We start from the raw sequence: 24700 nt of genomic DNA on the forward strand, positions 1-24700 counted from the left end.
TTCCTAGAGCCGCGCCAGCGCGACGGTGATGTTGTCCTGGCCACCCTGGGCATTGGCCCAGTCGACCAGGGCGGACGCGGTGGCCATCGGCTCGCCACCATTCGCCGCAGCGGTCTGACGTACGAGGTCGGCCAGCGGTGCCGCCTCGGAGCAGTAGTTCCACAGTCCGTCGGAGCAGACCAGAATCCAGCCCGGCCCGGTCACCCGGAGCGTCGTCGTCCGCGGAGTGTGGTCCGGAGCGTCCTTGCCGAGCCAGCGGGTGATCGCATGCGCGTGTGGACCGGACTCCGCCTCCTCACGCGAGATGCCGGTGGCGATGAGTTCGGCGGCCCACGAGTCGTCCACAGTGAGCGCGACCGCCTCGGCGTCGTCGGGGAACCAGTACGCGCGACTGTCCCCGATGTTGCCGGCCACCAGCAGACCGTCCTCCAGGATCGTCGCCACGAACGTGCACGACGCCGGGTTGGGACTGTCCGGACTCGTGTTTTCCAGCACGGCGTCATTGGCCGCATCGGCAGCCGCCTCGAGCCGGGCCACGATCGCACTGCTCCGGGACGACTCGGTGCCCAGGCCCTGCGCGTGCCCGGCCGTCAGTACGTCGCGAGCCGCGCGGGATGCGGCCAGTGACGCGACATCCGAGTCGAGTGACGAGCTGACACCGTCACAGACGACCAGCAGCGCTCGGCTGCCCGGTTCGGGGTCGGCAGCGATGGCCAGCGCGTCCTCGTTGCGGCTGTGCCGGATGCCGCGGTCGCACACGCCGGCCACCCACGGGCTGGGCTGCTCGGTGTAGTGGTCCCGGACCTTGGCGGCCTTGGTGCCGCACGTTTCGCAGTACCCCTCCGCACCGATGACGCCACCGCAGGACTGGCACGGTCCTACCGGACTGGTCCCTGTCATGATCTCGACTGTCGGCTCGGTGTCGGTGTCCAAGGCAGGCGTGGTCGGGGTGCTGGGGCTGAGCTCGGCGCCACAGGCCTCGCAGAAGCGATCGGCCTCGGACACCGGGCCGCCGCAGCTGGGGCAGACCGTCTGGGTCGTACTCGTCATCGCAACGTCCATCCTCGAACCTCGTTGGCCTGGTCGACCAGGGCGATCCGTTCCGGCCGGGTCTGCGCCTGGTCGGCCAGTTGCCGGTAGGTGGCCTCGAGCCCGTCCCGCAGGGCCGGCTCGGTGGCCTCCCGGCCGTCGATCCGCAGTCCTTCCTGCGGACCGGACTGCTGAACCTCGGCGAGCGCGGTCCGGAACACGTCCGCGGCCAGGTTGGCCCGGTCGACCGGGTCGATGGTCAGCGCGTCGATGCTGTCCATCGCCTGGGCGAGCGCGGGAAGGCCACGGCCCGATCCTGCCAGTAGTCCGGCCCGCTGGCGACGGGCCCGGACATACGAGCCGCTGGTGCGGGGCACCAGGTCGAGTGCGGCGAGGGCGCCGTCGAGGTCGTTCCGCCGCGTGCGGATGTCCGCCAGGCCGAACGCCGAGGGCGCGATGTAGTTGGCGTCGGTCCGCGCACACGTGAGGTAGAGGCCCTCGGCAACGTCGTACTCGCCGCTCTGCTCGCAGGCGATCGCCAGCGCGAGCTTCGGCCCGAGCTCACCGGGCACCTGGCCGTAGACGGCGTTGAACGCCGACTGGGCCGCCGCCGCGTCCCCGCGAGCCAGTGCGACCAGTCCGGCCATCCAGACTGCCCGCCACTCCCACGGATCCTCAGCCAGCAGGTCCGAGACCGCGGTGTCGACCATGTCGTAGCGGTCCTCGCCCACCTCGAGCGAGGCCTCGGCGATCTCCAGCAGGATCTGCGGGGACGACTCCGGCGCGTCCACGAGCAGCTCGAGCCGCTTGCCCGCGTCCGGCACGCTGACCGTCTTGAGCCAGCCCGCCATCTTGTCGCTGTCGTCCGGCGCCAGCGAGGGCAGCTGTTGCCACGGTGCGGCCGCCTCGCCCAGGCCCATCGCCTTGTCGCCGGGTGTGCCGAACAGCAGCGACGACGCCGAGTGCTGCGCCGCCTTGACGCCCTGCTTGTCCGCGACGATCTCCCGCAGTACGCCGAGCAGCTGCACGCGGAACTCGTCGGCCGACTGGAACCGGTCCGCCGGATCCTGGGCGCAGGCCTTGAGCAGCAGCCGGTACACCGAGTCGTACTGCTGGAACAGCGGCACCTCGCCCACGGGCGGCAGCGAGGTGACGTACCGGGACTGGTAGCCGCGGAACTCCATCGCCAGCACGCACAGCGTCCGGCCGAGCGTGTAGATGTCGGAGGCAACGGATGGGCCGACCTCGGCGACCTCCGGCGCCTGGAAGCCGACGGTGCCGTAGATCGCGGAGTCCATGTCGTCGATCCGCCGGACACCGCCGAGGTCGATCAGCTTGACCGCGTCGCCGACCTGGATGATGTTGTCCGGCTTGAAGTCGCAGTACACCAGGCCGAGGTCGTGCAGGTACGAGAACGCCGGCAGGATCTCCAGGAGGTAGGCGATCGCCTGGTCGATCGGCAGCGCGTCGTACTGGCCGTTGTTGGCGGCCATTCGTTGCTTGAGCAACGTCTTCAGCGACGTGCCGCCGACGTACTCCATCACGATGTAGCCGGCGCCGTCGTGGGTGACGAAGTTATAGATCTCCACGATCAGCGGGTGCTCGACCCGGGCCAGGAACTGCTGCTCGGCGATCGCGGCCGCGACGGCGTCCGGATCCTCGGAGTTGAGCAGGCCCTTCAGCACCACCCAGCGGTCGGACACGTTCTTGTCCCGGGCCAGGTAGATCCAGCCGAAACCACCGTGCGCCAGGCAGCCGGCCACCTGGTACTGACCGCCGACCAGGTCGCCCGCCTGCAGCTTCGGCGAGAACGAGAAGCGGTTGCGGCACTTCGGGCAGAAGCCCTCGGTCCGGCCGGGCTGGCCGGCGCGGGACCGGCCGACCGGGTTGCCACAGTTCGGGCAGTTCCGGCGGTCCTCCGGCACCTGCGGGTTGAGCAGGATCGCTTTGCTCGCGTCGATCGCGGGGATCGACGGTACGTGCGTCAGCCCGGCACCGAGCCGCGCTCCGCGCAGACGGGTGGACGACGTACCGAGCTTGCGGGTCAGCTTGGACCCGGCTTGGGCGGCCCGGGCCGAGCCGAGCGGTGTCGAGGCGAGCCGGTTGGACGCGCGCGACACGGTCGACGGCGTACTGATCGGGTCGGGGTCGCTGGTCACGGCCGGGGCGCCGGAGACGGCGGAAGGGCTCGTGGTGCCGTCGGGGGCGGGGGAGCCGCAGACGTCGCAGTAGCCGTCGACGAAGGCCCCGGTGCAACCGGGCTGCGTGCAGGCGCCGGTCGCCGCACCGGCCGAGGACGCGGTGGCCGGGGCGGCCGAGGAGGTGGTGGCCGGGGCAGTCGGCGAGGCGGTCGCGGGGGAGCCGCAGATGTCGCAGTAGCCATCCACGATGCTGCCGGTGCAGCCGGGCTGGGTGCATGCGATGGTCGTCGTCATTTCGTCCCTCCGGTGGCTTCCAGGTAGGCCTGGTAGGCCGTCACGAGTGCGCCCAGGCGGGTCAGCTCGACCGGCTCGTGCTCAATCACCGCGCGGGCGCGCCGGTACAGCTCCGCGAGATCTTCGTTGCCTGGGGCCACGCTGCTCGCCTTCACCTGGTAGGCGTCCAGCAACGCCGCCAGCTCGTCACGGTGCGCCAGTGCGGCGCCGTACGCCGCCTGCGCCTGACCCAGCGCCCGTCGTACGGCGTCCAGCCGGCTCAGGTACTTCTCCAGCTCGGCCGGGGTGTTCGGCACCGGGCCGAGTGCGGTCACATCCGGTACGGCGAGACGCGGGGCCGGTGTGACCGTGGCGACCGCCTTGTCGGCGAGGGCTCGGACTGCGGTGCCCTGCGCTTCCAGTTCACTGCGCAGCGAACGTGCCCGCGCGACGTCGGCGGCTCGCTCCTTGCGGGTCGCGGCGCCGACGATCAGGTCGCGCTCGGCCCGGGCCGCGTCGATCTCGAGCGGGCCGATCAGTCCGCCGATGTCCGCGCCCCGCTTGCTGTGCTCGGTCAGGTCGGTGACGCGGCGGTCGAGGTCGTGGTGCTCGGCGATCGCCGCGTTCCGAACGGTCGCCGGCTCCAGCTTGACGAGGTCGTTGATCCGTTCGACCTGCGCCCGCAGCTGCCGCAGGTGGGCAGCCAGGTCCGCGTCGCCCGGCTCCAGCGCCAGCTTGGCCCGCAGGCTGGACGCCAGCGCATCCGACAACTTGCATGCCTCAGGCAACGAAACCGCGAGCGACCCGCCGGCGCCGCCGGTGTCCAGACCGCCCCAGATCAGCGTCGAGATCCGCTCGGTCTCCTTGACTCCGACCCGCCCGGAATCCCACGTCACCAGGATCAGCTCGTACCGATCCGACACGGCCTTCCACACCGCCATGCTGAGCACGACATCCGCACTCAAGGCATCCGCGTCCGCCGAATGCAGAGCAGCCTGATCCAGCTCCTCCAACTCAGCCTTCCGCCGATCCCGCCAAGTCCCCAACGCATCCAGGAAGGACAGCAGCTCCGCAGCCGGAACACTGCTCCCCATCCTCCCCGGCGGCGCCGGCGCCGACACAGTCGGCGTACGAACGGTCATTGCTTCACCGGAACCCGACCGTAGATCGCCTTCGGCGGTACGGGCGCCTTCCCGAGGGCCGCGGCAAGCCACTTGTTGTACGAGGCGGTCCAGTCGCCGCTGTCCTTCATCTGCTGGAGGACGACGTTCACGAACCGCACGAACTCCGGGTGCTTCAGCGAGATCCCCAGGCCGTACGGCTCCTCGCTGAAGCGCTCGTTCTTGATCACCTTCGCGTACGGGTCCTGCGCGGCGTCGCCGGCCAGCACGGTGTCGTCACCGCTGATGCCGTACGCCTTGCCCTGCTGGAACAACACCAGACACCCGGTGTCGGTATCGGCCGTGACCGGCTTGACAGCCGGGTTCTCCTTCTTCAGGTTGTCCAGACTGGTCGAGCGCGCCGGGGCGCAGATCGTCTTGCCGGACAGGTCTTTGATGCTGGTCGCCGTCGAGTCGAGCGGCACTAGTGTCTTCTGCCCGGAGCGGTAGTACTCGGCGGAGAAGGCGATGTCGTTCCAGCGGTCGCAGTTGATGGTCATGTTGCGGGCCACGATGTCCACTGGGTTCTTGGGGTCGCGCAGCGACGGGATCCGCTGCGGACTGGAGATCACTCGCAGCTCGACCTGGTGCGGCTTGCCCGGCGCCGGCTTGCCGAAGATCGCGTCCGCGACCGCGTTGATCATGTCGATGTCGAAGCCCTCGATCTTCCCGGTCAGCGGATTGCGCGAGCCGAGGTTGAGGCTGTCCGCGGACACTCCCGCGATCAGCCGCTTGCGCGCCTTGATCTCGGCCATCCGCGAGCCGGCCGGCATCGGACCGCCGGGGGCGGGTGTCTCGGCATCCGGTGCATACGAGGCCAGCGGGCTCTGGCCGTCCGCGCACGGCCGGCCCGCCGCCGGGGCTGTCGACGTGGGAGCGGCCTGTGGCTTCGCCGGGATCTCGGTCGCGGCATAGTTGCCCGAACCACAGGCGGTCAGCAGCAGAGCGATCGCGGCGACGGGAATGATGAGCTTCTTCATCGGTACTCCTCCAGTCGCTGCGACATGCCCCAGGTGACGAGCAGGGCAGCCACGATGCCGAGTGGTAGGCCGAGCCAGCCGATCGGTGGCAGGCCGCCGCGGGTGTCCGACAGCTCGGACGAGACCGTGTCACTCGTCAACTGCAGCTGGTCCGCCGAGCTCTGGTCGAAGGCGTTGAACGTGTCCACGCCGCTGTCGGTCCCTGAGTTGCGGACCGCCATCGCGACGGCGTCGTCCCAGTTGCCGCCGGTGTCGGCCGCTCGGACCTTGGTGTGGATCGCCTTGTAGCTGTTCCAGCGGTCGGTCAGGCCGTCGACTGTGCCGGAGGACTTCTTCAGTTCGTCGTCGACGGTGGCGGAGGCGGTGTTGTAGGCCTTGTCGAAGGTGTCGCCGGAGCCGCGGGCGATCAGGGTGAGGCTCTCGTTGGAGCGGGCGTCGTACGCCGCGATCCGGGCGCGCGACAGGGCCAGGGTCTTGGCGTAGGCATCGTCGCGGGTACTCGATGCATTGCCGGACGCGCTGGACAGGGAGACGCCGCCGACGATGGTGGTCAGCAGGATGAGCAGGCCCCCGGCGGCGATCGGGATGTTGACGTAGCGGTGCGTACGGCGGGCCAGCCAGCGCAGCGTGATCACGAAGACCACCAGCGCGAGCAGGCCGCCGGCGACCACCCAGATCGTGCCGAGGCGGACGCCATCGAACTCGGTGTCGACCCGCTGCTCATTGGCCTCCACCAGCGCGTTCACCAGCGGCAGGGAGTCGTTCTGCAGTACGGCGTTCGCGTCGCGCAGGTACTGTGATCCGATCGGGAGGCCCTGGCGGTTGTTGGCCCGGGCTTGCTCGATCAGGCCGTCGTACGTGATCAGCGTGGTGTTCAGCTCACCCAGTGCCTCCTGGTCGGCCGGCTGGGCGGTCGCAGCTTCCGAGATCAGGCGGGCCGCCGACGCCATCGAGTCGACGAAGTGCTGGCGCTGATCGGGCGGCTCGAGACCACCGACCAGGAACGCGTTGGTTGCGTCCGCGTTGGCGCTGACCAGGTTGGTGTGGATCGCCTGGATGCGGACAACCTGGGCGGCATTGGCCTTGGCGCGGTCGAGGGCACCGTCGGACTGACGGAAACCCTGCGCCGCGGCCAGGCCGAAGACGATGCTGACCGCCGCGGCCAGGACGAGGAAGGCGCGCATCCGGCCCGGTGTGCCCTCGAACCACGCGGCGACCAGGCCCCGCGCACCGGGCTTCCGGGCACTGGGCGGTTGCGACGCGGTGTTGCTGGACTGCTGGGCCGACGGCGACGACCAGGTCGCGGGCGGCGCGCTCTGAGTCTGGGTCACGCCTCTTCTCCTTGCTCGGACTGGTCCGCTTCCACGGCGAGGTCTGCCGGCTCGGCGACGTCCTCTTCCTCGCTGAGGTCCTCGGCGAGGATCTGACGCAGTTGGTCCTTCGTCGGTGCCGTCACGTCGCGAAGCCTCCAGGCGTGCCGGCCGATGGCGGCCTCCAGCACGTTGCGCGCGAATCTCCCGTTGCCGAACGAGTGGTCCCGTGGCGTGACGCCCAGGATCTCCCGGAACTTGTCCAACGCCTCCGGCACCAGCTCGTAGTCGGCGGCTTCGGCGAGCCCGGTGAGGATGTCGGTCAGCTCGTCGTCGCTGTAGTCGTCGAACGCGATCGTGGTCCGGAACCGGCTGGCCAGCCCCGGGTTCGCCGCGATGAACGCCTCCATCGGCTCGGGGTACCCGGCAACGATCACGACCAGGTCGTCGCGCCGGTCCTCCATCTCCTTGACCAGCGTATCGACCGCTTCACGCCCGTACTGATCGGCGCCAGTGTCTCCCGAGGTGAGGCTGTAGGCCTCGTCGATGAACAGCACCCCGCCGGCCGCGGACGCGAGCACCTCGGCCGTCTTCGTCGCGGTCTGGCCGAGATACCCGGCGACCAGCTCGGACCGGTCGACCTCGACCAACTGCCCCTTCGACAGCAGGCCGAGTGCCTTGTAGATGCCGCTCACCAGCCGCGCCACCGTGGTCTTGCCGGTGCCCGGATTCCCCACGAACACGAGATGCCGCGTGATCGTCGGACTCTTCAGCCCCGCCTCGGCCCGCAGCTTCTCCACCCGCAGTACGGCGACCTGCCGATGCACTTCCCGCTTCACCCGAGCCAACCCGGTCAGCTCGTCGAGCTCCGCCAGCAACTCTTCAACCGATTTGGCAGGTTCTTCAGGCTTCGCTTCGACAGGAGTCTGAGGTGTGCTCTGGACTGTCGGCGTCGTAGCGACCTGCAGCGGGCGGGCGCCCGCGGCCTGCAGCTGCGCCGCTGCTGCCACCGACGCGTTACCGACGACCCGCATGGTGGGTTCGCCCAGCGTGCAGGCTGCCGAGGCCACCTCGGCCAGCGCCTCGGCGTAAGCAGCCTTCTCTGTCGAGCCTTCGGCGATCAGCTCGGTCAGCACCGCGGTCGGCGCGCCACGCCAGCGACGACCGCGTACGGCGGCATCGAAGAAGTCCTGTGTCGTCGCACCCGGGCTGGCCTTGGCCCAGTCCGCAGGCGCACCCGGAGCGGACTCCGCCAACGCGGCGGCCAGCGACAGCCCCTCCGCCTGGGCCGTCCGCTCGGCGACACCCGCACGAGCAGCCACGGCAAGCAGCTCCGACATCGCTTCCGAGAGTGATCGTCCCCCCTCGCCGCTCATGACCCTCCCCGTCCAGATGGTGGTGCCAGTGGTCCCGCCGAGCCGGTGTCCGGTGGTGGTGTCGACGCCGTCGGGCCGATGGCCAGGCCTCCGCCGGTCGAGCCGGTGCCGAACTTCTCCTGCAGGAACCGGCCGTGGGCGATCAGCGCCGCCGCGTCGGCCCGGTTCACCGCGTCGAACACCTTGTCCATCGTCGCGGCCAAGAGGTCCAACTGGTCGATCAGGATCATCAGCGACGTCTTGCCCCGATCCACCGGCCGCGTGTCCGCCCACTGCCGCGGCAGCCGCAGATACCCGCCGATCGCCTCCGGCAGATAGTCCGTCGCCGTCGCCATCACGGAGTACGCCTGCGCACTTCCACCGAGGTTGCCGAGCCGTGGGATCGTGTCCCGCACGGTCCGGACCACCCGGCCGACCCGTGATGCGACCACAGCCGGTACGGCGCCGTCAGCGACCAACTGCTCGACACGGACGAGCGCCGCCAGCAGGTCGTCGTTCGACGGAGCGCGGGGAGACGGGGCAGGCTCGGGCTCCTGCTTGCGGCCGGTCAGCCGCGCCAAGAAGTCACCGAGTGCCATGCAGTTCCCTGTCCCCCAGTTGACTCTGCGTCAGCGACCGAGGTCGAGGTCGAGACTGCCGTGGACGACCCGTTGGTCCTGCTGCGCGACCCGCTCCAGGTAGCTGCGGGACTTCGTCACCTCGGTCTCCAGCGTGCCGATGGTGGCGGCCATGTTGTCCAGCGCCTCCACCTTGAACGTGTCGATCGCGTCCATGGTCGCGTAGATGTTCGCGAACGCGGCCTGCAGCTGCGGCAGCCCGATCGTCGCCGACGCGGCCTGCTGCTGGATCGCCACCGAGTTGTCCCGCAGCATCTCCGAGGTCCGCTCGATCATCCCGCTGGTGGTCGTGTTCAGTGCGGTGATCTGGTCCAGCACCAGCTTCTGGTTGCTCAGCGCCTGCGCCACGATGACCGCCGTACGCAAAGCCGAGACGGTGGTCGTCGACGCGCGGTCGACGCCCTTGATCAGCTCGATGTTGTTCTTGATCACGATGTCGATGGCCAGGTAGTTCTGGATCGACACGGCCAGCTGGGTGAGCAGGTCCTGGTGCTTCTGCCGGACGTAGAACAGCACGTCCTCACGGAACGCCTTCGCCTTGTCCGGGTTCGTCGCCTCCAGTTCGGCGATCGCCGCGGACAACCGGGCGTCCAGGCGCTCGGCGACGTACACGTACTGGTTCAGCCGGCCCATCGCGTCCCAGAGCTGCTGCTTCTCCAGGTTCAGCGCGGCGTTGTCCTTGCCGAGCTCGTCCTGCCCATTGCGCAGCGCGTGCAGGATGCCCTCGAGATGACTCTGCGCGCTCTGGTACTTGCGGAAGTAGTCCTCGATCTTGTCCCCGAACGGGATCAGGCCGAGCAGCTTCTTCGGGCCGGTGGCTGCCTTCGGGTCCAGGTCCTCGACCGTACGGCGAAGGTCCAGCAGCGTCTGGCCGACGGTCGAACCCTCGGACAGTCCGCCGCTCTGCAACGCGCGGACCGGCGACTGGAGCAGGCGGTTCGAGCTGTCGGCGGCGGCGCGGATGTCGACGTCGCCCATGCTCCGGACGTCAGTGGCCTTGGCCGCGAACTCCGGCGACCGCGGCTCGGCCGCCATCAACGAGGTGAGGAACGTGTCGACCTTCGCGTCGAGCCCGGGCAGCGCGGCCGCATCCACGGCCGGCGCCAGACTCGGGGCGGCCGTCGCGGCGACCGGCTGTGACGGCGGCGGCGCGGTCAGTATCAGTCCGGGAGCCGTAGCCGTCGGCGGCTGCAACGGCGCCATCGCCGGCTGCGCAGCGGCCGGTGCGCCTGCTGTGTTGTCTGCTTCGGTCATCGTCGTTCCCCTCCGGTGGCCTCCGCGAGGCGTCCCCTCGCCCGCGCGCTGTCACCTCCGTGACGCGCAGCCAATCTAGTCGGTTCCGGGTCCCCATGGAGTCCCCGTTGCCTACTCGTTGTTAGCTTCGACGGTAGCTAACGAACGTGAAGCCCTCGTGGGGGTCGCGGGCGGTTTCGATCCAGCCGGCGTGGTCGAGGGACGGGAAGGTGACGTCGCCGGTGGGGGACTGGTCGACCTCGGTGAGTTCCAGGCGGTCGGCGTACGGGAGGGCCTGGCGGTAGATCTCGCCGCCGCCGGCTACGTAGAGGTCACCGTCGTGCGTGAGGGCCTCTTCGAGGTTGTGGACGACGTCGACGCCGTCGGCGAACCAGGCGAGCTGGCGGGTGACGACGACGGTACGGCGGCCGGGCAGCGGTCGGCCGATCGAGTCGTAGGTCTTGCGGCCCATCACCAGCGTGTGGCCGAGCGTGAGCGCCTTGAAGTGCTGCAGGTCCTCGCGGATGCGCCAGGGCAGATCGTTATCCCGCCCGATCACGCCGTTCCGCCCGACCGCAGCGATCAGGATGATGCTCATACGGCGATAGGCGCCTTGATCCCGGGGTGCGGGTCGTAGCCGATCAGTTGGACGTCCGCGATCTCGTAGGAGTCGATCGAGTCACGCTGCGTCAGTTGGAGCGTCGGCAGCGGCCGGGGCTCGCGGGTGAGCTGCAGGCGGGCCTGGTCCAGGTGGTTCAGGTACAGGTGCGCGTCACCGAGCGTGTGGACGAAGTCGCCGACCTCGAGCCCGGTCTGCTGCGCGACCATATGGGTGAGCAGCGCGTACGACGCGATGTTGAACGGGACTCCGAGGAAGATGTCGGCCGACCGCTGGTACAGCTGGCAGGACAGCCGGCCCTCGGCGACGTAGAACTGGAACATGGTGTGACACGGCGGCAACGCCATGCTGTCCACGTCCGCCACGTTCCACGCGCTCACGATGTGCCGGCGGGAGTCCGGGTTGGTCTTGATCGACTCGATCACGCCCGCGATCTGGTCCACGTGCCGGCCGTCCGGCGTCGGCCAGGACCGCCACTGGTAGCCGTACACCGGGCCGAGCTCGCCGTCCGCGTCGGCCCACTCGTCCCAGATCGAGATGTTGTTCTCGTGCAGCCACTTGACGTTCGTCGAGCCGCTGAGGAACCAGATCAGCTCCCCGATCACCGACCGCAGATGCAGCTTCTTCGTCGTCACCGCCGGGAACCCGGCCCGAAGGTCGTACCGCGACTGGTGCCCGAACACACTCAGCGTGCCCGTCCCGGTGCGGTCCCCCTTCTCCACCCCGTTGTCCAGCACGTGCCGTACGAGGTCCAGGTACTGCTGCATGACGGCAACGCTACCTGGTGCGGACGTCCAGGCCATCACAATCGCGATCGTGCGTCGTGTCTACGCGGAGAGAGCGGCCGGACCGCGCCGTTGTGATGGCCTGGAGATCCGGGCTGGCAGACTCGCGGGGTGGACGAGTACGTGCTGACGCTGGTGGTGCGGGTCGAGAAGGGCGCGCGGCCGGCGCAGACCGATGCACTGGAGACGGCGGCGCGGGCGGTGCTCGCGATCCTGGCCGACGAGCGTTCGACCGGCGAGGGCGAGTGGGCCGAGGCGGTGACCGCCTGGCAGGACAACCGGATCCGGAAGATCGTCAAGCGCGCCCGCGGCGCCGAGTGGCGCCGCACCGAGGGGATACCCGGGATAACGGTCACCGGAAGTGGAGCGGGCGCCGAGCCCCCGGTGGATGCCGAGGAGCCGGCGGTCGTGGCGGAGGTTCGGGTCTTCCCGCCGACGCCGATGGACGACGTACCGGCGGAGTTCGCCAACCTGCAGGTGAGCGGGACGGATTTCGTGGACTCCGGGGAACTGCCGTCGCTCGAGCCCGGCGTACCTGTGCTGTGGATCAATCCGGAGCTGGAGATGTCGAGTGGGAAGGCGATGGCGCAGTGCGGGCACGCGGCGCACCTCGCCTGGCTGGAGTTGTCAGACGAGGGGCGGAAGGGATGGGTGGCGGCGGACTTCGCACTGGCAGTTCGGACGGCGAGCCCGGCGCAGTGGCGGCGGCTGTTGACCAGCGGCCTGCCGGTGGTCCAGGACGCGGGCTTCACCGAGGTGGCGCCCGGGTCCCGGACCGTGATCGCGGCTCATCCCTTGCTGACCCGGTAGTGCAGGTGGGTGACCCGGTCACCCTCGATGATCTCCGGGTCGTCGAGCAGGATCTGCTCGCCGGCGTAGTCGCCGAAGAACTTCTTGCCGGTGCCGAAGATCACCGGGACGAGGTTGTACGAGAGCTCGTCGATCAGGCCGGCCCGTAGCGCCTGGCCGGTCAGGTTCCCGGCCGCGAGCGAGATGTCCTGATCACCAGCGAGCTCCTTGGCCTTCGCGACGGCCTCCTCGATCCCGCTGACGAAGGTGAACGGTGCATCGGGGAACGGCCAGTCGCTAGGCGGCTTGTGCGTGACGACGACGACATGCTGCCCGAACGGCGGGATGCCTTCCCAGCCGTTGGTGATATCGAACAGGCGCCGTCCGCACAACACCACGCCGACCTTCCTCCACGCCGTATTGACGTAGTCCGCACTTGCCGGACTGACGTGGAACGGCCGCCCCGGGTCGGTTCCGTACAGCTCGACCGGCCCGTTGTTGTACCAGTCGAACAGCGGTCCGACACCGTCCTCGGTGTCCGCGACGAAGCCGTCCAGCGAGACGACGGCGGCGGCGATGACGTTGCCCATGGCTACTTCTCCTTCGCGACTCGATAAGTGAGGTGCTGCGCGGCCGGCGTCGAGACGCACTCGACCAGCTCCAGCCCGACCGCCGGCCCGGCCTCGGCCGGGAACAGCCGGGTGCCGTCGCCGAGTACGACGGTTGCCACGTGCAACCGCAGGACGTCGGCCAGCCCGGCGGCGAGGACCTCGTGGCAGACCTGCCCGCCGCCCATCACCACCACTTCCTTGCCCCCGGCAACCTCCGCGGCCTGGCGGACCGCACTCGCCACGCCGTCGGTGACGAAGTGGAACCGATCGCCGAGCCGGGGATTCGCCGGCGCGGAGTGGGTCACGACATAGACCGGTGGATTCACCTCGCCGGTCGGCTTCGCGCCGTACCCCATCTCGTCGCTCCAGCCGCCCGGGGCGTCGATGATGTCGAACAGGTTCCGGCCCTGGATGACGGCGCCGGTGGCCTCGAAGGCGGCGTCCAGTACGGCGCGGTCCGCGTCGTTGCCGTGGAAGACCCAGTCGTGCAGGGCCATGCCGCCGTCGCCGAGGCCGTTGCCGAGACCGACGTTGGGTCCGGTGACGTACCCGTCCAGCGACACGGAGATGTCGATGACGACGTCGCTCATCGGTCAGCCCTCCTTCGCGACGAGCTCGGCGAGGCGGTCCATCGACTCGCGGATGCCATGCTCCATGCCGTACTCGATCGACTGGTCGCGGCTCTCCACCGAGGAGAACACCGACTGCTGGTGCAGGCGGACGCCGGTCTCGGTCGGTTCGAGGGTCATCTTCTCCAGGCAGACCTCGCCCGGAGCGCCTTCCCACTCGAAGGTCTGGATGATCAGCTTGTCCTGCTCGACGGTGTGGAAGACGCCGCGGAAGGCGTACTCGCCGGAGTCGTCGCGGTGGATGTAGCGGTACGTCCCACCGGGGCGTACGTCGTACTTCTCGATGGTCGCGTCGAGGTCGCGCGGGCCGAGCCAGGCGGCGACCAGGTCGGGGTCGGTCCAGATCCGGAACAGCTGGGCCGGGGTGGCGTCGAACTCCCGCGTCACCTCCACGAACGGCGTACCGGCGGGGGTGTTGATGATCGTGTCGCTCATTTCTCCTGCTCCTTCACGGTTTTGAGTACTGCGTCCATCCGGCGGAACCGGCGTTCGGTCTCGAGCCGGTACTCGTCGATCCACCTCGTCAATGCTTCGAGGGCGGCCGGGACCAGGTGACAGGGGCGGCGTTGCCCGTCCCTGGTCCGGGTGATCAGCCCGGCGGCCTCGAGCACCTGGATGTGCCGCGACACCGCCTGCTTGGTGATCGGGAACGGTTCGGCCAGCTCGTTCACCGTGGCCGGCCCGCGGGACAGTCGCGCGATCATCGCTCGCCGGACCGGGTCGCCGAGCGCGGTGAACGCCCGATCGAGCTGATCGTTGTCAACTGTCATGTTTATCAACCGTTCCCTTGATCAACTTATAGGTTGACTATAGGGATGCCTGATGGCCATGGTCAAGAGGACGGTTTAGCAACTTTGGTTGACAGATCGATGGCGTCAACCTAAGTTGCTTGTATGACCGAGTTGGTGGATCCCGAGGACCCGGCAGCCGGACTGGCCGCGGTGGTCGCGCTGCGCCGGCTGGCCGACCGGTTGGAGGACAGCCAGGTGGAGCAGGCGATGCGGGCCGGCTGGAGCTGGTCCGAGGTGGCCGAGGTGCTGGGGGTCACCCGGCAGGCCGTGCACAAGAAACACGCCCGGCGGCTGGTCGCCGCCGGCGTCGCCCTGAGGAGGCGTTGATGCCGACGGACGAGCCCGGACGCGATGAGCTGTCCCAATATGTCCGGACGCGATGAGCTGTCCCAATATGTAGAGCGCGATGAGCCGTCCCACTATGTAAAGGACATCCGTGCGCTGCTGGTGCGTGGCGCGCGGGACGAGGCACGCCGGGACGGATCCCGGACGGTCGAGGCCGAGCATGTGCTGCTCGCGCTGGCCGCCACCAGGACCACGTCCGCCGCGCGGATGCTGGCCGAGGCCGGCCTGACCGAGGACGCGATCCGGGCCGCGCTGGGCCGCGAGTGGGAGCACAGCCTGGCCGTCGCCGGGATCGCGGTCCGGATCGGGTTGTTGCCGATGGCAACACCGGACCACGGTCGCGACCCGCAGATCGGGGAGTCGACCAAGCTGCTGCTCAAACGCGCGATGGATGCGCCGCCGAAGATCGGCGCCGGCCGGATCGGCCCGACCCGGATCCTGGTCGGCCTCCTCGACACCGACCGCGGCCGCGTCGCCCGCGCCCTCCAGGTCGTCGGCGTCGGCCGCACCGCCCTGCGCGCGAAGGCTGCCGCGGCGCTGGCCCAGGGCGTCCGCTAGATCGTCTCGAACGCCGCCATCATCGCCATGTCCTCGTGCTCGAGGTTGTGGCAGTGGATCAGGTACTTGCCCTTGTGCGCGCTGAACCTGACCAGTACGTCGACCACCTCGGCCGGCCGGATATCCACGGTGTCCTTCCAGCCTGCGTCGTACCCGCCGGGCTTGCCACCGCCGCGGCTGAGCACCTGGAACGGTGCGAGGTGGACGTGCACCGGATGATGGACGTCGGTGACGAACGACCAGATCTCGAACTGATCCAGCTTCACCTGGGCCTGCATCACCGCCGGATCGAACGCCTTCCCGTTGATCGTCCACCCCTGATGCCCGTTCGCGTTGCCGCGATGGAACAGCCACTTCCGCCGGACGACACCGGCCGGCTCGGGGAGTACGGCGTACGACGAGAGCTTGGCCGGGATGCTGCTGTCGTCAGTGGCCTTCCGGGCGACCTTGAAGCGCAGGATATTCGCGTTGTCGTCGAGCTTGTTGACGAGCGTGACCTCGTCGCCCGGCTGGTACTGCGAGAAATCCACGATCACGTCGAAGCGCTCGGCCGGGGCGATCACCAACGTCTTGTGCTCGACCGGTGCGTCCAGCAGTCCGCCATCGCTGCCGATCTGGACGAACGTCGCCGGGCCTTTGTCGAAGGCGAGCTCGTAGCGGCGGGCGTTGCTCGCATTGAGGAACCGCAGGCGACAGCGGACCGCGTCCACCTCGTGCACCGGCCACGGTACGCCGTTCACCAGGGTGACGTCCGCGACAACCCCTTCCATGTATGGCGTTTGGACGCCGGGACCGTCCTTCGCGGCCGGATACAGGAACGAGCCGTCCTCGGCGAACGCACGGTCCGCGATGACCAGTGGGATTTCCCGATCGCCTGCCGGCAAGGGCAAACGATCCTCCTCGTCATCGCGGATGATGTGCAGACCGAACAGACCCCGATAGACCTGTGGGGCGGTGTAGTCCATCGTGTGGTCGTGGTACCAGAGCATCGCGGCGCGCTGCGTGTTCGGGTAGGTGTAGGACCGGCTGCCCATCTTCATGTCACCACCGGCCATCATGTGGTGTCCTTCGTGTTGACCATCGGCCGGCATCAGCAGATCAAACGGCCAGCCGTCACTCGACGCCGGGGTGTGACCACCGTGCAGGTGTACGACGGTCGACACGTCGAGCTCGTTGACCTGCTCGACGACCGTTGTCCGCCCACTCCGGACATCGAACGTGGGTCCCGGCAGGAGGCCGTCGTACCCCATGACCTCGGTCTTGAGGCCGGGGAGGATCTCCAGGTCGGCCTTGCGTTGTACGACGCGGTAGTAGTCGGCACTCGTGTCGGTGCGGATCGGCCTCTTCACCGGTGGGATCGGGAGTGGCACCTTGAAGGGCTCGGGGAGTGGCGCCTTGCTGCGGAGCAGTTCACCGGCCTGCGCGGGCTTGGCCTCGCTGCCGCAGTTCGTCAGGGTCAGGGCAGCACCGGTGCCGCCGGCAACGGCCAGGAACCCGCGGCGGGACATCTTCATCGCTTCGCCTCCCGGCGACTCAGGCGTGCGGTGGGACGGAAGGACCAGACGGTCATCCAGACGACGGTGATCACGATCGCCGTTCCGAGTGGGATATGGACGGCGAAGTTCCGCTGGTAGCCGAAGACGAGCTGGACGAACTCGGCGACGAACAGGACGGCGGTGAGGACGGCCGGCCAGCTCCGGCCGCCGCCGCCCAGCCAGTAGATCGCCGCGACGACGAACTGGATCAGCGCGACCAGCCACACCGACGAGCCGATCGGGCCGTGGATGTTCATCGCGTCGACGTTGCCGGACAGGAAATAGCCGGCCAGGATCGGCTGCGCGACGATGAGTGCGGCGTGCAGCACGAGCACGATCCGGAGGGACACGAGGCTCGCGCGCGGCCGGCGTACCGACTTCTCGACCTGTTCGGCGGCGTGCGTCGTCATGCGGGCACCGCCACGCGCTGGCGAGTGGTCCAGACGGCGAAGGCGACCGCGCCGCCGACCAGGGCGATGCCGAGCGGGATGTGGATCGCCAGTTGGCGGGTGTAGCCCATCGCGACCTGGAAGCCCTCGCCCAGCGTGATCAGCAGCGTCGCCGCCGGCGCGAGCAGCCGGCCGCCGGACCGCCACCAGATCGTTGCTATGAGCAACTGGAGGAGGCCGGTGAAGGTGAGCGCCAGACCGGTCGGTTCGTGCATCCGCATCGCGGTGCCGGATCCGTTCAGGTAGATCCCCGCGAAGACAGGCTGCAGGCAGATCGCGACGGCATGGACGCCGGCGACCAGTCTGAGGGCGGTGAGGGACTTCATGTAGACAGACAATAGTAGTCTGGCTACATGTAGATCAATCAGGTATTCCCCGGATCGTCGTCCGGGGGTCTGTCAGGTGAGGTGGCCGAGCGGGGAGACCTCGATCCCGGCGCGTTCGCAGACCCAGTGCGGATCGGGGCCGAGCTCGGGCTCGATCCGCAGCTCGTGGTCGTTGAGGTCGTCGCACGCCGTACAGCGCGGCCAGCGGACGCCGGAGTCGACCAGGCGGTCCTGCACGTCCTGCGCGACCAGCCCGGCGATGTGCTCCGCGCCGTCCGGCCACTGGTCCAGCCACCACTGCCGGCCGGCCACCGCGTCCTCGAGCAACGACACCATCACCGCGTCGTCGAATCCCCGCGCGGCCAGGTCGTGCAGGACCATGGCTCGGGCGGTCAGCAACACCCTTGGCTCACTCATCGCCCTTCAGAGTGCCAGACCGAACCGACAAAACCCCACGCCTCCGCAGAAGCGTGGGGGTCTCGTCGCCGCCCCCGGCCCGTCCGCCACCCCATTCCAGGGGTTGCCCCCTCAGCTGGTGGGTTGCCCCCTGACGATCTGAGGGGGCAACCCACCAGTTCCGGGGTTGACCTCTCGGTTGGTGGGTTGCCCCCTGGGTATCTGAGGGGGCAACCCACCGGTTCGGGGGATGACGCCTCAAATGGTTCGGGGGTCAGCCGGCGGTGGGGCAGGTGGGTGCCGGGTCGAGGCGGTCGGCGAGGCGGCGCTCGCGTTCGGCGGCGGAGCGCAGTACGGCGCTGAGCCGGGCGCGGGCCGCGCGAGTACGGCGCGGGGCCGGCTCGTCGTACGGCTGCTGGGGAGCGTTCGGGAGCGCCGACTGCGCGAGGGCGCGAGCGTTCTCGACTGCGGTGTTGCCGGGGAAGAAGTACGTCATGGTTCTGCTCTCCTGAGAGCGTGGTGGGTCGGCCGGCGGCCGGTGTGGCCGTCGGAAGTCGTGCGGTATCGACCCAGGAACCCGGAAGTGGGGCCTAGGTGTGGTGTGGAATTGTCAGCGTCGAGGTGCCGGTCCGCTGCTCTTGCGGACGACGAGCTCGGTCGGCATCAGGAGTTGTCGCTCGGTGGTGACCGGGTCCAGCAGGATCCGGCCGACCGCGCGGCCCTTGTCCTTGATCGGCTGGTGGACCGTGGTCAGTCCGGCCGGTCCCGCGGCCGGGATGTCGTCGAAGCCGGCCACGGTCAGATCCCGGCCTGGGGTCAGCCCGCGGACCTTCATCGCCTCCATCGCGCCGAGTGCCTGGACGTCGCTCAGTCCGACGATCGCGGTCGGCCGGTCCTGCGAGTCGAGCACCCACTCCGCGCCGGCGAGCCCGGAGCTGAACGCGTTGTGGCCGCCGGAGACGATCCGCAGCCGCGCGTCCGGCATTGTCTTCTGCAGGCCGCGAATCCGCAGCTCGCAGTCGGTGTAGCCGACCTCGTCCGGCGTCAGCTCCACCGGACGGCCCCCGGCCGCCTGGGCGTTGTCGACCAGTACGACGATGTCGCGGTGACCGAGCCGGGCCAGGTGCTCGCCCAGTTGCGCGGCCGCCTCCACCTCGTCGATGGCGACCCAGGACAGGTCCGGGTGGTCGCCGCGGTCGGTGGACACCGCCGCGATGCCACGGTTGGCGAGGATCTCGAGCGCCGGATGACCACCCGGCACACAGAAGATCGCCGCGCCGTCGATGGATGCCTGCTGGACGGCGTTGCTGCCGCCGGCGATGTCGGTCGAGCTGAGTGGCATCAGCAGCAGGCTGGTGCTGAATTCCTCCGCGACCTCGGCCAGGCCGGCCAGGAAGCCGACCGCGTACGGATCCGAGAAGGCGTAGGACAGCTTGTCGGTGAACAGGACCCCGATCGCACCGGCCTTGCCGCTGCGCAGCGCCCGGGCGGATGCGTCCGGACCGGAGTACCCGAGCTCGTGGGCGGTGCTCAGGATCCGCTCGCGGAGCGCGGCGGACAGTTGGTCGGGTTTGTTGTAGGCGTTGGAGACGGTCGACGGCGACACTCCCACGGCCTTCGCCACGGTTTTCAAGGTGACCCCAGCCATCGTCCGACTCCTCTCTGCATCGTTCTACTAAATCGTTCTAGAAAAACGATACAGAAGACCCCGGGGGAGTGCAACACCTATTTCCGCGAGGTCTGACCGGCGGTGCGAGATGATGACCCCCATGGGTTCGTTGCTGGAGGTGATCGCTCTGCATCCCGCCGATGCGGAGGCGGCGCAAGAGGGTGGGGCGGACCGGCTGGAGCTGTGTGCGTCGATGGAGGCGGACGGGTTGTCGCCGTCGGTGTCGACGGTCAGTGCGATCCGGCGGTCGACCGACCTGCCGTTGCGGGTGATGCTGCGGCTGTCGGACTCCTTCACGATCAGCGGCGCCGAGCAGAACAGGCTGACCGCGATGGCGCAGTCCTACCTCTCGGCTGGCGCGGACGGCTTCGTCCTCGGGTTCCTGACTCCAGACAACCAGGTGGATGTCGAGTCGGTGGCCGCGTTGGTCAGCACCTTCGCCGGTACGCCGTGGACGTTCCATCGTGCGATCGACGCCGTACTGGAGCAGGGGCCGGCGTGGCGAGCACTCCGCTCGCTGGCCGGGCTGGACTGTGTGCTGACCGCCGGGTCGTCGATCGGTGTAGCGCATGGGCTGGACGATCTGTGCAGATTGGCGAAGGAGGATGCCGCGATCGCCGGCGTGATGATGGCCGGCGGTGGACTCCAGCCGGAGCACGTGCCGTGGCTGTACCAGAGCGGCGTACGGCGTTTCCATGTCGGCTCGTCGGTCCGTCAGGACGGATCGTGGACCAAGGCGTACGTGAACTCCCGCTTCGTGCGTTCCTGGCGCAACCTGCTCGACGCCCAGGACGCGCGCGAATGATCCTCATCGACCCACCGGCCTGGCCGGCCTGGAACCGTCTCTGGTCCCACCTTGTCAGTGACGAGTCCTACGAGGAGCTCCACGCCTTCGCGAAGGCCGCCGGCATCCCGGCCCGCGGCTTCGACCGGGACCATTACGACGTACCGAGCGAGCGGTACGACGACCTGGTCGCTGCCGGTGCGGTCCCGGTGTCCAGCCGGGAAGTGGTTCGTCGATTGATTGCTTCTGGTTTGCGTCACCGGAAAAGACAACGGCCCCCAACCGAGTGAGGTTGAGGGCCGTTGGGTCAGTCGAGCAGCTCGGTGACTGTGCCCGCGGCGACGGTGTGGCCGCCTTCGCGGACGGCGAAGCCGAGGCCGACGGTCATGGCGACCGGCTTCTCCAGTTCCACGCCGAGCTCGATGGTGTCGCCCGGCATGACCAGGGTGATCTCACCCAGGTCGATGCCACCGGAGACATCCGTCGTACGGAAGTAGAACTGCGGGCGGTAGTCCGCGGCGAAGGGGGTGTGCCGGCCACCCTCGGCCGTGGACAGTGCGTGCAGAGTCGCCCGGAACTTCCGGTGCGGGTGCACACTGCCCGGCAACGCCACCACCTGGCCGCGACGGACCTCGTCGCGCTTCACGCCACGCAGCAGCACCGCCGCGTTGTCGCCCGCCTCCGCGGACGCCAGCGTCTTGCCGAACGTCTCCATCCCGATCGCCGTACTGGTGACCGTCGGGCCGAGCCCGACCACCTCGACCGCGTCGCCGAGCTTCAGCGAACCGCGCTCGACCGCACCGGTGACCACGGTGCCGCGGCCGCTGATGGTGAGCACGTTCTCGATCGGCATCAGGAACGGCTCGCCCAGCACGCGGTCCGGCACCGGCACGTAGGAGTCGACCGCGTCCAGCAGCTCACCGACCGCGGCGGTCCACTGCGGGTCACCTTCCAGCGCCCGCAGTCCGGAGACGCGGACGACCGGTACGTCGTCGCCCGGGAAGCCGTACTCCGACAGGAGTTCACGGACCTCCAGCTCGACCAGGTCGAGCAGCTCGGGGTCGTCGACGGTGTCCGCCTTGTTCAGCGCGACCACCAGGTACGGCACGCCCACCCGGCGCGCGAGCAGCACGTGCTCCCGCGTCTGCGGCATGGCGCCGTCCTGTGCGGAGACGACCAGGATCGCGGCGTCCACCTGCGCGGCGCCGGTGATCATGTTCTTCACGTAGTCGGCGTGCCCGGGCATGTCGACGTGCGCGTAGTGCCGGGTCGCGGTCTCGTACTCGACGTGCGAGATGTTGATCGTGATCCCGCGCGCGACCTCCTCCGGCGCCCGGTCGATACCGTCGAACGCGACGAACCGGTTGACGCCCGGGTCGCGCTCGGCCAGCACCTTGGTGATGGCGGCCGTGAGGGTGGTCTTGCCGTGGTCGACGTGACCCATCGTGCCGATGTTGAGGTGCGGCTTGGTCCGCACGAACTGGCTCTTGGCCATGCTTGTTTCCCTTTGCTGTCAGAAGATTCAGTGCTGCGAGCCAGGACCCTCCGGGCTTGCCTTCCGCAGCGCTGTCACCGCGCGGAGGGGGCCGGTGAGCGACCACCCTCCTCCGCGGGTCCTGCTCAGCAGGAGGAGGGTCGGATTCGCGCGCCGGTGAAGGTTGCTGAATCAGCTGACGCCCACGTGGGAGCGCCCGGCAGGCTGGTGCCTGACAGGTCAGACTCGAAAACCACGCGGGACATGCGGATCACGGTAGGTAGGAACGCTGCCAAGGGCAACAGAAATTCCCGCGCCGCGCCGGAGCGGGAGACGAGGTCAGTTGAGGGCGAAGAGCCTGCTGCCGTCGGAGAAGATGGGGCGGGCGCCGGCGACGGTGACGGCCGGTTTGTTGCAGGTGACCTCTTCGGTCTGGGCGACCGGCCTCGCGGTGGTGCCGGCCAGGATCGGGCGGGGCTGGACGCCGGTGGCGCCGATCATCACCGGTGAGCAGCTTCTGTTCGGCTGCGGCATCAGCGTGACGACCCGCCCGTCCGGGAGCAGTCCGAACCCGTCCCGCGGGTACTCCGGCTGCTGCAGCTTCGGCGGCACCTCCAGCAGGTGGTGCCACTGCGGTGTGCCGTCCGCGGGGCTCGACGCGGAGACGTCGTACGTCTGCGGCTGGCCGACGTCGCTGGCGTTCCGGCAGGTGATCAGGACGAGAGATGCGTGGGTGGCGGCGAGCTGTGCGTCGCACGACGCGGATCCGAGTCGGGGCCGCGGTGTGCCCGGCACGGGGGTCGTCCAGATGATGCGGCCCTCGCCGACGTCGACGGACCACTGGAAGAGCGTTCCACCCGCGGCGCCGGTCCAGATCAGTCCGGAGACCTCTCGGGTGTCAGGTACGGCGACCAGGTCGCCGACCCAGGTGGACGGCTCCAGCTCGGCACTCAGGTCGAACCTGATCCCCAGATCGACCTCCCACCGCTGGTCACCGGTCTTGACGTCCAGACCGCGTACGACGGCACTGTTACCACCGCACGCGTCGACGACGACCGCCTGGTCGCCGATCAGCTCGCCCTGCGTCACGTTGCAGCGCAGTTGCGTGCGCCAGTGCGTCGGACTGCTCACGCCGTGCGCCACGACGTAGTTGCCCTCCGCCACCAGCAACTGATCCTGGTCGACGGCCAGGGCGGTCCCGTCGGTGTGGACCTCGGTCAGTACCTTTCCGCTCACCGCATCGAGTACGGCGTACGTCGGCAGGTCGATGCCCGCCGGATCGCGGTAGTCCGCGAACGGGAGATGCGCGGCGATGGTCCGGCCGTCGGCGGACACCAGGAGGCCCTTGGAACCACTGGACGCGGCGTCCTGGACGTCTGCCCGCGAGTACCGCCAGCGGATCTGGCCGGTGGTCGCGTCGGACATGACCACGCCGTCGGAGCGCAGTTCGGCCACTCCACCCGCCGTACCGGCGATAGCGCCCGTGGCGGGCACCTCGCGGCTCCAGGCGAGCGTCCCGTCGAGCTGCACCGGCATCTGGTTGGGAGCGATGGTGGTCGTCGTACTGACCGTGTTGGCGGTCTCCAGCCGGGCCTGTACGAACGGCTCACCGGCCGACACCACAATCCAGGCCAGTACCGCCGCGCACACCACAGTGGCGCCGAGACCCAGCATCCGCGGCGGAGCCTGCGCGTACGGCGGTGCGAGCCGCAGCCGTCTCGCCAGCGACAGGAGCGCCCCGGCCAGCACCAGAGCGACGGACGCGAGCATCAGGTACGGCCAGCGCTCGGACATGGCCGCACCGGGCTGTGCCGCCGGCCAGCGCCACCAGCAGATGCCGACGGCGATCACTCCGACCACAGCGAACACCAGTGCGGGGATGGTCAGCAGCCGCGGCTGGGTTCGGCGGAACCACGCGCACGCCAGTCCAGCCGACAGCGCAGTACCAGCGATCGGCGTCCAGACCGGGAAGCCGCTGACGTCCTCCGGGCCGGCGGGCCACTTGGCGGCCGCGCCGAGGCCGCGGCCGAGCAGGACCGAGGACGCGATGACCACACCGAGGGCCGCACCGAAGTAGATGACCGGGATCAGCCCGCCGATCGGCCGGGCGGCCTTAGGGCCTAAGGTGCCGACCTCCCGGGCGATGTTGTCGCGGGCTGCTCGCTCCCAATGGTCATGACCTTGGGCGGTCGCGTACAGCCGGGTCTCGGCCAGGCTCTGCAGGAACGTCATCCGGCCGCGGGCGAAGTCCCGGTCGGCGATGTGCCCGTACTCCTGCCGGATGCCGGCGGAGTACTCGTCGTACCGCTGCGGTACCGCGCTCAGGATGCGCAGATCGGCGTCGCACAGGACGGCGCCGTTGCGGTCGTCCGGCTCGCAGTCGTGCTTGGCGGTCAGCCGGACCAGCCGGCCGATCTCCTCGACCCGCTCGGCCTCGACGCCGTACGCCGCCAGCTCGAGCTCGGCCAGTTGGGCCGAGACCTCCTCGTTCTCGCCGGGGTCGGCCTTGGGGTCGTAGATCGCGTCGTGGAACCACGCCGCCAGCCGGACCGTGTCGGCGTCGTCGGCGGCGTCGGCCAGCTCGTCGATGGTCTCCAGGACCTCCGTCAGATGCCGCTGGTCGTGATAGTGCCGCTGTTGCTCTGCGTAGCGAGCCAGCAGGTCTTCGCCCAACGGCTGCGCGTGCGGCAGCAGGCGATTCCACTGGTCGCGCAAGTCCATGGCTGGGAGTCTCGCACTCCCCGGGAGCCTGTACCGACCGATCCGGGGCTCCCGGATAGGGTCGTGGCCAAAGCGATATCGGCTCGTCACCTAGCCGCTT

Annotated in this window: 27 protein-coding genes; 5 read left to right on the forward strand and 22 right to left on the reverse strand. The window is 69.2% G+C overall.

Annotation, left to right across the window (positions count from 1 at the left end; translation table 11 throughout):
* Nucleotides 1-3 precede the first annotated feature (3 nt).
* The 10 genes from ACXC9Q_RS01465 to ACXC9Q_RS01510 all read right to left on the reverse strand — a co-directional run bounded on the left by ACXC9Q_RS01465 (nt 4) and on the right by ACXC9Q_RS01510 (nt 11505).
* On the reverse strand, nt 4-1050 hold the full coding sequence (locus tag ACXC9Q_RS01465; protein WP_457054634.1) for a protein phosphatase 2C domain-containing protein: 1047 nt from the start codon (nt 1048-1050) through the stop codon (nt 4-6).
* Nucleotides 1047-3464 carry a tetratricopeptide repeat protein gene (locus ACXC9Q_RS01470; RefSeq protein ID WP_457054635.1) on the reverse strand — a complete coding sequence of 806 codons (2418 nt, stop codon included), beginning with the start codon at nt 3462-3464 and terminating at the stop codon, nt 1047-1049. Before ACXC9Q_RS01470 ends, ACXC9Q_RS01465 begins: the two co-directional genes overlap by 4 nt.
* Nucleotides 3461-4585: a hypothetical protein gene (locus ACXC9Q_RS01475; protein ID WP_457054636.1), complete on the reverse strand. Its 1125-nt coding sequence runs from the start codon at nt 4583-4585 to the stop codon at nt 3461-3463. The genes ACXC9Q_RS01470 and ACXC9Q_RS01475 overlap by 4 nt, the downstream gene beginning before the upstream one ends.
* Complete coding sequence (locus ACXC9Q_RS01480) at nt 4582-5583, reverse strand: glutamate ABC transporter substrate-binding protein (protein ID WP_457054637.1); 1002 nt, start codon at nt 5581-5583, stop codon at nt 4582-4584. The genes ACXC9Q_RS01475 and ACXC9Q_RS01480 overlap by 4 nt, the downstream gene beginning before the upstream one ends.
* On the reverse strand, nt 5580-6914 hold the full coding sequence (locus ACXC9Q_RS01485) for a hypothetical protein (RefSeq protein ID WP_457054638.1): 1335 nt from the start codon (nt 6912-6914) through the stop codon (nt 5580-5582). The genes ACXC9Q_RS01480 and ACXC9Q_RS01485 overlap by 4 nt, the downstream gene beginning before the upstream one ends.
* Nucleotides 6911-8233 carry an AAA family ATPase gene (locus ACXC9Q_RS01490; protein ID WP_457054639.1) on the reverse strand — a complete coding sequence of 441 codons (1323 nt, stop codon included), beginning with the start codon at nt 8231-8233 and terminating at the stop codon, nt 6911-6913. Before ACXC9Q_RS01490 ends, ACXC9Q_RS01485 begins: the two co-directional genes overlap by 4 nt.
* A 32-nt stretch (nt 8234-8265) precedes the next feature.
* Nucleotides 8266-8847 carry a hypothetical protein gene (locus ACXC9Q_RS01495; protein WP_457054640.1) on the reverse strand — a complete coding sequence of 194 codons (582 nt, stop codon included), beginning with the start codon at nt 8845-8847 and terminating at the stop codon, nt 8266-8268.
* 30 nt (nt 8848-8877) lie between these two features.
* Nucleotides 8878-10140: a toxic anion resistance protein gene (locus tag ACXC9Q_RS01500; RefSeq protein WP_457054641.1), complete on the reverse strand. Its 1263-nt coding sequence runs from the start codon at nt 10138-10140 to the stop codon at nt 8878-8880.
* Nucleotides 10141-10261: 121 nt separating this feature from the next.
* On the reverse strand, nt 10262-10717 hold the full coding sequence (locus tag ACXC9Q_RS01505) for a dihydrofolate reductase (protein WP_457054642.1): 456 nt from the start codon (nt 10715-10717) through the stop codon (nt 10262-10264).
* The gene (locus ACXC9Q_RS01510) at nt 10714-11505 is read right to left on the reverse strand and encodes a thymidylate synthase (RefSeq protein WP_457054643.1); all 792 of its coding nucleotides are present in this window, start codon (nt 11503-11505) and stop codon (nt 10714-10716) included. Before ACXC9Q_RS01510 ends, ACXC9Q_RS01505 begins: the two co-directional genes overlap by 4 nt.
* Nucleotides 11506-11634: 129 nt before the next feature.
* On the opposite strand from ACXC9Q_RS01510, the gene ACXC9Q_RS01515 reads away from it, so the two are divergent.
* Entirely contained in the window at nt 11635-12333 is a 699-nt protein-coding gene (locus tag ACXC9Q_RS01515; protein ID WP_457054644.1) for a peptidyl-tRNA hydrolase, read from the forward strand.
* Here the strand turns inward: ACXC9Q_RS01515 and ACXC9Q_RS01520 are convergent.
* The 4 genes from ACXC9Q_RS01520 to ACXC9Q_RS01535 are packed head-to-tail and all read right to left on the reverse strand — an operon-like array spanning nt 12312 to nt 14322.
* Nucleotides 12312-12902: a dihydrofolate reductase family protein gene (locus ACXC9Q_RS01520; protein WP_457054645.1), complete on the reverse strand. Its 591-nt coding sequence runs from the start codon at nt 12900-12902 to the stop codon at nt 12312-12314. The genes ACXC9Q_RS01515 and ACXC9Q_RS01520 overlap by 22 nt on opposite strands.
* Nucleotides 12903-12904: 2 nt before the next feature.
* Nucleotides 12905-13513, reverse strand: a complete 609-nt coding sequence (locus ACXC9Q_RS01525; protein ID WP_457054646.1) for a dihydrofolate reductase family protein — start codon at nt 13511-13513, stop codon at nt 12905-12907.
* 3 nt (nt 13514-13516) lie between these two features.
* Entirely contained in the window at nt 13517-13987 is a 471-nt protein-coding gene (locus tag ACXC9Q_RS01530) for an SRPBCC domain-containing protein (RefSeq protein WP_457054647.1), read from the reverse strand.
* Entirely contained in the window at nt 13984-14322 is a 339-nt protein-coding gene (locus ACXC9Q_RS01535) for an ArsR/SmtB family transcription factor (protein ID WP_457054648.1), read from the reverse strand. Before ACXC9Q_RS01535 ends, ACXC9Q_RS01530 begins: the two co-directional genes overlap by 4 nt.
* Before the next feature lie 123 nt (nt 14323-14445).
* On the opposite strand from ACXC9Q_RS01535, the gene ACXC9Q_RS01540 reads away from it, so the two are divergent.
* Nucleotides 14446-14670 carry a hypothetical protein gene (locus ACXC9Q_RS01540; RefSeq protein ID WP_327637732.1) on the forward strand — a complete coding sequence of 75 codons (225 nt, stop codon included), beginning with the start codon at nt 14446-14448 and terminating at the stop codon, nt 14668-14670.
* Nucleotides 14671-14709: 39 nt separating this feature from the next.
* Nucleotides 14710-15246, forward strand: coding sequence for a Clp protease N-terminal domain-containing protein (locus tag ACXC9Q_RS01545; protein ID WP_457054649.1), 537 nt, complete (start codon nt 14710-14712; stop codon nt 15244-15246).
* Here ACXC9Q_RS01545 and ACXC9Q_RS01550 read toward each other — a convergent pair.
* The 6 genes from ACXC9Q_RS01550 to ACXC9Q_RS01575 form a co-directional block, all read right to left on the reverse strand.
* Entirely contained in the window at nt 15243-16760 is a 1518-nt protein-coding gene (locus ACXC9Q_RS01550; protein WP_457054650.1) for a multicopper oxidase domain-containing protein, read from the reverse strand. The genes ACXC9Q_RS01545 and ACXC9Q_RS01550 overlap by 4 nt on opposite strands.
* Entirely contained in the window at nt 16757-17191 is a 435-nt protein-coding gene (locus ACXC9Q_RS01555; RefSeq protein ID WP_457054651.1) for a hypothetical protein, read from the reverse strand. Before ACXC9Q_RS01555 ends, ACXC9Q_RS01550 begins: the two co-directional genes overlap by 4 nt.
* Nucleotides 17188-17556, reverse strand: a complete 369-nt coding sequence (locus ACXC9Q_RS01560; protein WP_457054652.1) for a hypothetical protein — start codon at nt 17554-17556, stop codon at nt 17188-17190. Before ACXC9Q_RS01560 ends, ACXC9Q_RS01555 begins: the two co-directional genes overlap by 4 nt.
* Before the next feature lie 72 nt (nt 17557-17628).
* On the reverse strand, nt 17629-17973 hold the full coding sequence (locus tag ACXC9Q_RS01565; protein ID WP_457054653.1) for a hypothetical protein: 345 nt from the start codon (nt 17971-17973) through the stop codon (nt 17629-17631).
* A gap of 253 nt (nt 17974-18226) precedes the next feature.
* Nucleotides 18227-18448, reverse strand: a complete 222-nt coding sequence (locus ACXC9Q_RS01570; protein ID WP_457054654.1) for a hypothetical protein — start codon at nt 18446-18448, stop codon at nt 18227-18229.
* 114 nt (nt 18449-18562) lie between these two features.
* On the reverse strand, nt 18563-19600 hold the full coding sequence (locus tag ACXC9Q_RS01575; RefSeq protein ID WP_457054655.1) for a LacI family DNA-binding transcriptional regulator: 1038 nt from the start codon (nt 19598-19600) through the stop codon (nt 18563-18565).
* Between the two features lie 121 nt (nt 19601-19721).
* Between ACXC9Q_RS01575 and ACXC9Q_RS01580 the strand changes: the two genes are divergently transcribed.
* Together ACXC9Q_RS01580 and ACXC9Q_RS01585 are read left to right on the forward strand one after the other, a co-directional pair.
* Nucleotides 19722-20426, forward strand: a complete 705-nt coding sequence (locus ACXC9Q_RS01580; protein ID WP_457054656.1) for a copper homeostasis protein CutC — start codon at nt 19722-19724, stop codon at nt 20424-20426.
* Nucleotides 20423-20695 (forward strand): DUF4031 domain-containing protein, encoded by a 273-nt coding sequence (locus ACXC9Q_RS01585; RefSeq protein WP_405069167.1) that lies wholly within the window; start codon nt 20423-20425, stop codon nt 20693-20695. The genes ACXC9Q_RS01580 and ACXC9Q_RS01585 overlap by 4 nt, the downstream gene beginning before the upstream one ends.
* Before the next feature lie 17 nt (nt 20696-20712).
* Here ACXC9Q_RS01585 and tuf read toward each other — a convergent pair whose 3' ends face one another.
* Nucleotides 20713-21900: an elongation factor Tu gene (gene tuf, locus ACXC9Q_RS01590; protein ID WP_457054657.1), complete on the reverse strand. Its 1188-nt coding sequence runs from the start codon at nt 21898-21900 to the stop codon at nt 20713-20715.
* Between the two features lie 318 nt (nt 21901-22218).
* A complete protein-coding gene (locus tag ACXC9Q_RS01595) occupies nt 22219-24600 on the reverse strand; it encodes a hypothetical protein (protein ID WP_457054658.1) in 2382 nt (793 codons plus the stop codon).
* Nucleotides 24601-24700: the final 100 nt, after the last annotated feature.

Source organism: Kribbella sp. CWNU-51, assembly GCF_054073265.1.